Source organism: Phenylobacterium sp., from assembly GCF_041920015.1.
In the GTDB taxonomy this organism is placed as follows: Bacteria; Pseudomonadota; Alphaproteobacteria; order Caulobacterales; family Caulobacteraceae; genus Phenylobacterium.
Window position 1 is genome coordinate 40,155 of the sequence record NZ_JAYRST010000020.1, and the last position, 7,639, is coordinate 47,793.

Annotated in this window: 5 protein-coding genes; all 5 read right to left on the bottom strand. The window is 67.7% G+C overall.

From position 1 onward, the window contains the following. Window positions 1-2 precede the first annotated feature (2 nt). Window positions 3-1,124 (bottom strand): peptidylprolyl isomerase, encoded by a 1,122-nt coding sequence (locus ACE3TL_RS06485; RefSeq protein WP_374577908.1) that lies wholly within the window; start codon window positions 1,122-1,124, stop codon window positions 3-5. Next, entirely contained in the window at window positions 1,121-1,846 is a 726-nt protein-coding gene (gene narI / locus ACE3TL_RS06490; protein ID WP_374577909.1) for a respiratory nitrate reductase subunit gamma, read from the bottom strand. Before narI ends, ACE3TL_RS06485 begins: the two co-directional genes overlap by 4 nt. A gap of 11 nt (window positions 1,847-1,857) precedes the next feature. After that, entirely contained in the window at window positions 1,858-2,556 is a 699-nt protein-coding gene (gene narJ / locus ACE3TL_RS06495) for a nitrate reductase molybdenum cofactor assembly chaperone (protein WP_374577910.1), read from the bottom strand. Window position 2,557: 1 nt separating this feature from the next. Then, window positions 2,558-4,081, bottom strand: a complete 1,524-nt coding sequence (gene narH / locus ACE3TL_RS06500; RefSeq protein WP_374577911.1) for a nitrate reductase subunit beta — start codon at window positions 4,079-4,081, stop codon at window positions 2,558-2,560. Further along, on the bottom strand, window positions 4,078-7,639 hold a 3,562-nt coding region (locus tag ACE3TL_RS06505; protein ID WP_374577912.1), incomplete at its 5' end, for a nitrate reductase subunit alpha. The genes ACE3TL_RS06505 and narH, both read right to left, overlap by 4 nt.

The following is a 7,639-nucleotide window of genomic DNA, read 5'->3' on the forward strand; positions in this document are numbered from 1 at the left end:
CCTCAGGCTCCGCGCCGCCGGATGAGGGTGAAGGTCTGGCTTTGCGGGACCAGGCGGGAGCGCAGGATCTGGGCGATAGCCGCAAGGGCTGGGTCCTCGGCGTCCTGGGCCGCGGAAATAAGCTGGGTCCAGCGTTCGTCCGAGGCTTCGGCGACGAAGGCGGCCATGCTTTCGCGCACGAAATCCTGGACCCCGAGGCCGGCCTTCGCCGCAGCCTGGGCCGTGCGCTCGGCCAGCGCCGGATCGGCAAGCGACAGCCAGGCCTCGGCGCTGACCAGGGTCTCCTCGTCGGCGAGCATGTCGCCAAGGGACAACGACCGGTCCGCGACTTCGCCGGTCGGAGACAGGGTCAGGCTGACGCCCCGGAGTTTCGCCTGTTCGGCGAGGTCGGCGGTGTAGCGGGCGGCGGCGGCGGCCCAGGCCCGGCTTTCCAGGTGCAGCCGGATCTGGGCTTCCACCTGGTCGAAGGGCGCGCGGCGCGGGGTCGTGCGCCGCTCGAGCCGCAGCACGTGCCATCCGAACCGCGAGCGCACCGGCGCGGGCGCGATCGTCCCGGCCGGCAGGGCCAGCAGGACCGTCTCGACCTCCGGCATCAGGTCGCCCTGGCGCAGGTGGCCGAGCCGCCCGCCCTCGGACGCCGAGGGGCAATCGGACAGGCTGCGCGCCAGTTCGGCGAAACTCGCCCGGCCCTCGGCCAGCGCGGCGATGGCCTGTTCGGCGGTCGCCCGCGCCGCCTCCACGCTGGCCGGATCGTCGGCGGCCGGCGCGACCAGGATGTGAGAGGCCTCGTAAAGGGCAGGAATCTGGAAGCGTGTCGGATGGGCGTCGTAGAGACGCCGGCACTCCGCGGAGGTCGGGGACGCCACCTCGATCTCCGCCTCGAGGACCGCGCGCACCAGCGCCTCTTCCTCGGTCTCCTCGCGGCCCTGCTCGTCCCATTGCGGCTGCGGCTGCAGGCCAAGCTCGCGCGCCCGGCCCAGCAGCAGGGCCTTGATGGCCAGGGCCTTGGCCGAGGCCGCCCAGGCGTCGGCGGCCGAGAGGCTGGGATGGTTCTGAGCCTCCTGGGCGATGAGCGACTCGGGAATCTCCACCCCCTCGACGACGATCTTGCGGGCCGTGTTCATTCGGCAGGATCCAGCCGGACCGGCCCCTTGCGCACGCTCATGTCGCGGCGAGTGCGCACGAGCTGCCAGCCGCGGCGGTTGAGATACCAGATCGGTGCCGAGAGCATGTGGACGAGGCGGGTGAACGGGAAAACCAGCAGGATGGTCAGGCCGAGCGTCAGGTGCGCCTTGAAGATCCAGTGCACGTCGGCGACCAGGTCCGCGATGCCAGGACGCAGGGTGAAGACGCCCTGGGCCCAGTTCATGAACTTCATCATCTCGTGCCCGTCGCGATGGGTGAGCGAGATCGGGATGGTGGCCAGGCCGAGCAGAAGCTGGGCCATCAGCATCACCAGGATGGCGGTGTCGGCGAAGCTGGAATTGGCGCGCACGCGCGGGTCCATCAATCGCCTGTGCAGGAGCAGCAGCCCGCCGACCAGGGCGAAGGCGCCGGCCACGCCGCCGGCGACGATGGCCAGCATCTGCTTGGCCGAATGGGTGACGCCCAGCGTGTCCCAGACCACCACCGGCGTCAGAAGCCCGACGAAATGGCCGCCGAAGATGGCCAGCACGCCGATATGGAACAGCACCGAGCCGGTCATGAGCTGCTTGCGGCGCAGCAGTTGCGAAGAGCCGGTGCGCCAGGTGTAGGGCTCGCGGTCGAAGCGCAGGACCGAGCCGATGGCCAGCACCGAAAGGGCGACATAGGGATAGACGCCGAAGAGGATCTGATTGAGGTCCATGGCTTTGCTCGCTATGCGGCCGCGCCGCCGTGCGCCCGCTGCGGACGGACGGCGGGGCGTTCCAGGGCTTGGCGTTCGTCGCAGCCGGCTTCGGAGGGGCCGAAGGTCACGGCGCTCTCGGCCCACAGGCGGTCCATGGTCGCGAGATCGCGCGGATCGTCGTCGGGCTCGGCCAGCATGGCGGCCAGCACCTGGCTGTCGGCCTCCTCGGCGGCCAGGGCGGCCAACGCCCCGAACACTGCGCGATAGGCGCTTCCGCGGCGATGCAACCGCTCGCCGAGCGCGTGCAGCACGTGCCCTGCCTCGGCCAGCAGCGAGGCAGCCTCGTCATCGGGCAGGGTCGAGAGGAACTCCAGGAAGACCGGCAGATGGTCGGGCAGTTCGTTGGCCGACAGCTCCAGGCCCTTGCTGCGGTAGAGCTCCAGCAGGGCGACCATGGCCTGGCCGCGATCGCGGCTCTCGCCATGGACGTGTTCGTAGAGGTTCAGCGACAGCGACCGGGTGCGGTCGAACAGCCAGACATAGGCCTCCTGGACGTCGAAGAGGTCGCCGCGTTTCAGATCGACCGCCAGCTTGGCGAGCGCCGAGCGGATGGGGGCCGGGATGTGCGGGTCCGCGCCCAGAACCGCGGCGGCGTCGGACATCAGGGCGCGGGTCTGCTCGGTCGGGTAGCTGAGGAGAAGGGCCAGGGCCCGGTAGGAAAGCGACACCTTATGCCTCCATCTCGGCTCTGGGGCGCGAACGGCGATTGGGTCCGAACAGGCCAAGCTCCGTCCGGCCGCCCGAACAGTCGTTGCCGAAGGTGAAACCGCACGAGCCGCGCAGGTGATAGGCGTCCTCGGCGGTTTCGCGATGGGTCGTCGGGATGACGAACCGGTCTTCGAAATTAGCGATCGCCATGTAGCGGTACATCTCGTCCACCTGCTCGGCGCGCAGGCCGACGCGTTCGGCGATCCGATGGTCGACCACGCCCTCCACCGTCCGCGCCCGCATATAGGCGCGCATGGCCAGCATCCGCTCCAGGGCCAGCACCACCGGCGCCTCCTTGCCCGCGGTCAGCATGTTGGCGAGGTAGGCCACAGGAATGCGCAGCGAGCGCACGTCCGGCATCTCGCCGTCCATCTCCAGGGCGCCGGCCGAGGCCGCCGACTGGATGGGCGAGAGCGGCGGGACGTACCAGACCATCGGCAGGGTCCGGTATTCCGGGTGCAGCGGGAAGGCGACCTTCCAGTCGATCGCCATCTTGTAGACCGGGCTGCGGCGGGCCGCCTCGAGCCAGGCTTCCGGCACGCCGTCGGCCCGGGCCTGGGCGATGACCGCCGGGTCCTCGGGATCGAGGAAGACGTCGAGCTGGGCCTGATAGAGATCCTGCTCGTCAGGCGTCGCGGCGGCCCTCTCGATGGCGTCGGCGTCGTACAGCAGCACCCCGAGGTAGCGGATGCGGCCGACGCAGGTTTCCGAGCAGACCGTGGGCTGACCGACCTCGATCCGCGGGAAGCAGAAGGTGCACTTCTCGGACTTTCCGGATTCCCAGTTGTAATAGATCTTCTTGTAGGGGCAGGCCGAGACGCACATCCGCCAGCCGCGGCACTTGTCCTGGTCGATCAGGACGATCCCGTCCTCCTCGCGCTTGTAGATCGCGCCCGAGGGGCAGGCCGCCACGCAGGTCGGGTTGAGGCAGTGCTCGCACAGCCGCGGCAGATACATCATGAAGGTGTTTTCGAACTGGCCGTAGATGTCCCGTTCGACGCCCTCGAAATTGTAGTCCTGCGACCGCTTGGCGAACTCGCCGCCGAGGATTTCCTCCCAGTTGGGGCCCCACTCGATCTTCTCCATGCGCTGGCCGGTGAGCTGCGAGCGCGGTCGCGCGGTGGGGAAGTGCTTCATCTCCGGCGCCATCTGGAGATGGGCGTAGTCGAAGTCGAACGGCTCGTAATAGTCGTCGATCTCCGGCAGGTCGGGATTGGCGAAGATCTTGGCGAGGATGCGCCACTTGGGGCCCATGCGCGGCTCGATCTTGCCGTTCGGCTTGCGGACCCAGCCGCCGTTCCAGCGCTTCTGGTTCTCCCAGTCCTTCGGGAAACCGATGCCGGGCTTGGTCTCGACATTGTTGAACCAGGCGTATTCGACGCCCTTGCGCGATGTCCACACGTTCTTGCAGGTGACCGAGCAGGTATGGCAGCCGATGCACTTGTCGAGGTTCAGCACCATGCCGATCTGAGCGCGAACTTTCATTGGCCGGCCTCCTGCGGCGACAGTTTTTCTTCCAGCCAGTCGACCTTCCTCATCTTGCGGATGATGACGAACTCGTCCCGGTTGGAGCCGACCGTCCCGTAATAGTTGAAGCCGTAGGCGAGCTGGGCGTAGCCGCCGATCATGTGGGTCGGCTTGAGCACCGTACGTGTGCACGAGTTGTGGATGCCGCCGCGCAGGCCGGTGATCTCCGATCCCGGCGTGTTCACGATCTTCTCCTGGGCGTGGTACATGAAGGTCGTGCCCGGACGGATGCGCTGGGACACCACCGCCCGCGCGGTCAGGGCGCCGTTGGCGTTGAAGGCTTCGATCCAGTCGTTGTCGACGATCCCGGCCTCCTTGGCGTCCGTCTCCGAAATCCAGACCACCGGGCCGCCGCGATTGAGCGTCAGCATCAAGAGGTTGTCGGTATAGGTCGAGTGGATGCCCCACTTCTGGTGCGGGGTGATGAAGTTCAGCGCGATCTCACGCTCGCCGTTGGGCTTGCGGCCCTGGACGTAGGTGGTCTTCAGGTCCACCGGCGGCTTGTAGACGCACAGCGCCTCGCCGAACGCCCGCATCCACAGGTGATCCTGGTAGAGTTCCTGTCGCCCTGAGAGCGTTCGCCAGGGGATCAGCTCGTGGACGTTGGTGTAGCCGGCCGTGTAGCAGACGTGCTCGCTTTCGATGCCCGACCAGGTCGGTGACGAGATGATCTTGCGCGGCTGGGCGAGCAGATCGCGGTAGCGGATCTTCTCGTCCTCCTTGGGCTCGGCCAGATGGGTGTGCTCGCGGCCGGTCTGACGCTCCAGCGCCGCCCAGGCCTTCACCGCCACCTCGCCATTGGTCTCCGGCGCCAGGGTCAGGATGGTCTCGCAGGCGTCGATGTCGGTGTCGATCTGCGGCATGCCCTGGGTCAGGCCGGGGTCGAGCACCGGGCCGTTGAGGTCGCGCAGCAGGTCCACCTCATGGCCGGTCTTCCAGCCGAGACCCTTGCCGCCGTTGCCGACGTTCTCCAGCAGCGGGCCCAGGGCGGTGAAGCACTTGTAGAGATTTGGATAGTCGCGCTCGACCACCGTGATCTGCGGCATGGTCTTGCCAGGGACCGGCTCGCATTCGCCGAGATACCAGTCCTTGACGTCGAACGGCTGGGCGAGCTCGGCGGCGCTGTCATGCTGGATCGGCGTCAGGACGACGTCCTTTTCCACGCCCAGCACCTCGGGCGAGACGTCCGAGAACCGCTTGGCGATGGCCTTGAAGATCTCCCAGTCGGACTTGGCCTCCCACGCCGGGTCCACAGCCGCCGAGAGCGGGTGGATGAAGGGGTGCATGTCCGAGGTGTTGAGGTCGTTCTTCTCGTACCAGGTGGCCGTCGGCAGGACGATGTCGGAATAGACCGCTGTCGTGGACATGCGGAAGTCGAGCGTGACCAACAGATCGAGCTTTCCTTCCGGCGCCTGCTCGTGCCAGGCGACCTCATTGGGCGTCTGGCCGCCGGTCTGGCCGAGATCCTTGCCCTGGACGCCGTGGGCGGCGCCGAGCAGGTGCTTGAGGAAGTATTCGTGACCCTTGCCGGACGAGCCGAGCAGGTTCGAGCGCCAGACGAACATGTTGCGCGGCCAGTTGGCCGGGTCGTCCGGGTCCATGCAGGACATTTCGAGCTCGCGGCTCTTCAACTGCCGGACCGTGTAGTCCTTGGGGTCGACCCCTTCGGCGGCGGCGGCCTTGGCGACCTCCAGCGGATTGGTCTTCAGCGCCGGGGCCGAAGGCAGCCAGCCCATGCGCTCGGCGCGGACGTTGAAGTCGATGAGCGCGCCGTCCCACGAGCCTTCGGGCGCGGTGGGGGAGAGAATCTCGTTCACACCGACGGTCTCGTACCGCCACTGGCCGGTATGGGCGTAGAAGAACGAGGTCGAGTTCTGCTGGCGCGGCGGCCGCACCCAGTCGGTCGCGAAGGCCAGGGGCGCCCAGCCGGTCTGGGGACGCAGCTTCTCCTGGCCGACATAGTGGGACCAGCCGCCGCCGGACTTGCCGATGCAGCCGCACATCACCAGCATGTTGATGACGCCGCGGTAGCTCATGTCCATATGGTACCAGTGGTTCATCGCCGCCCCGATGATGACCATGGACTTGCCGTCAGTCTTCTCGGCGTTGGACGCGAAACCGCGGGCGACGGCGATGATCTGCTCGGCCGGGACCGTGGTGATCGCCTCGGCCCAGGCTGGCGAATAGGGCTCGAGGTCGTCATAGCTGGTCGGCAGGTTGGTCCCGCCGAAGCCCTGGTCGACGCCGTAATTGGCCAGGAAGAGATCGTAGACGCAGGCCACCAGCGCCTCGCCCTCGGCCAGCTTCAGGCGCTTGACCGGCACGTTGCGCACCAGCACGTCCGGGTGCTCGGTGGAGGTGAAGCCGTTGGCGGCGGTGTTGGCGAAATAGGGGAAGCGCACGGGAACGACCTCGTCGTGCGCGTCCTTCAGGCCAAGGCTCAGGCGAACGTCGCGGCCCTGCCCGTCCCGCTCCTCCAGGTTCCACTTGCCGTCCTCGCCCCAGCGGAAGCCGATCGAACCGCTGGGAACCACGACCTCGCCGCTGGTCTCATCGAGAGCGACGGTCTTCCATTCGGGATTGTTGTCCTGGGCCAATGCGCCGTCGAAATCCGCAGCGCGCAGCAGGCGCTCGGGCGCGAAGCCGTCGCCCTGCGGGACCAGGCGCACCAGCATCGGCAGGTCGCTGTAGCGCCGCAGATAGTCGCGGAAATAGGGCACCTGGCGGTCGACGTGAAACTCCTTGAGGATCACGTGGCCGAAGGCCATGGCCAGGGCCGCGTCCGTGCCCTGCTTCACCGACAGCCACAGGTCGGAGAACTTCGAGGCTTCCGAATAGTCCGGGCAGATCACCACCGACTTGGCGCCGCGATAGCGCGCCTCGGTATAGAAGTGGGCGTCGGGGGTGCGGGTCTGCGGGACGTTCGATCCCCAGAGCAGCAGGAAGCTGGAATTGTACCAGTCGGCGCTTTCGGCGACGTCGGTCTGTTCGCCCCAGGTCTGGGGCGAGGCCGGCGGCAGGTCGCAGTACCAGTCGTAGAAGGAGCCGCAGACCCCGCCGAGGAGTTGCAGGTAGCGCGCGCCGGCCGCGTAGGAGACCATCGACATGGCGGGGATTGGCGAGAAGCCGAACACCCGGTCCGGGCCGAAGGTCTTGACCGTATAGGCGTTGGCCGCGGCGATGATCTCGGTCACCTCGTCCCAGGTCGCCCGGACGAAACCGCCGGACCCGCGCATCGAGGTGTAGCTGGCGCGCTTCGCCGGATCGCTCTGGATCGAGGCCCAGGCCGCGACCGGCGTGCGCACCGCGCGCGCCTCGCGCCAAAGCTTGAGCAGCCGCGAGCGGACCAGCGGGTATTTCACCCGGTTGGCGGAATAGAGGTACCAGCTGTAGCTGGCGCCGCGCGCGCAGCCGCGCGGTTCGTGATTGGGCAGTTCGGGGCGGGTGCGGGGATAGTCGGTCTGCTGGGTCTCCCAGGTCACGATCCCGCCCTTGACGTAGATCTTCCACGAACAG

What these genes read in the sequence shown, in the direction of transcription:
- narI (WP_374577909.1), bottom strand. Translation starts at nt 1,846, where the DNA reads ATGGACCTCAATCAGATCCTCTTCGGCGTCTATCCCTATGTCGCCCTT.
- narH (WP_374577911.1), bottom strand. Translation starts at nt 4,081, where the DNA reads ATGAAAGTTCGCGCTCAGATCGGCATGGTGCTGAACCTCGACAAGTGC.
- ACE3TL_RS06485 (WP_374577908.1), bottom strand. Translation starts at nt 1,124, where the DNA reads ATGAACACGGCCCGCAAGATCGTCGTCGAGGGGGTGGAGATTCCCGAG.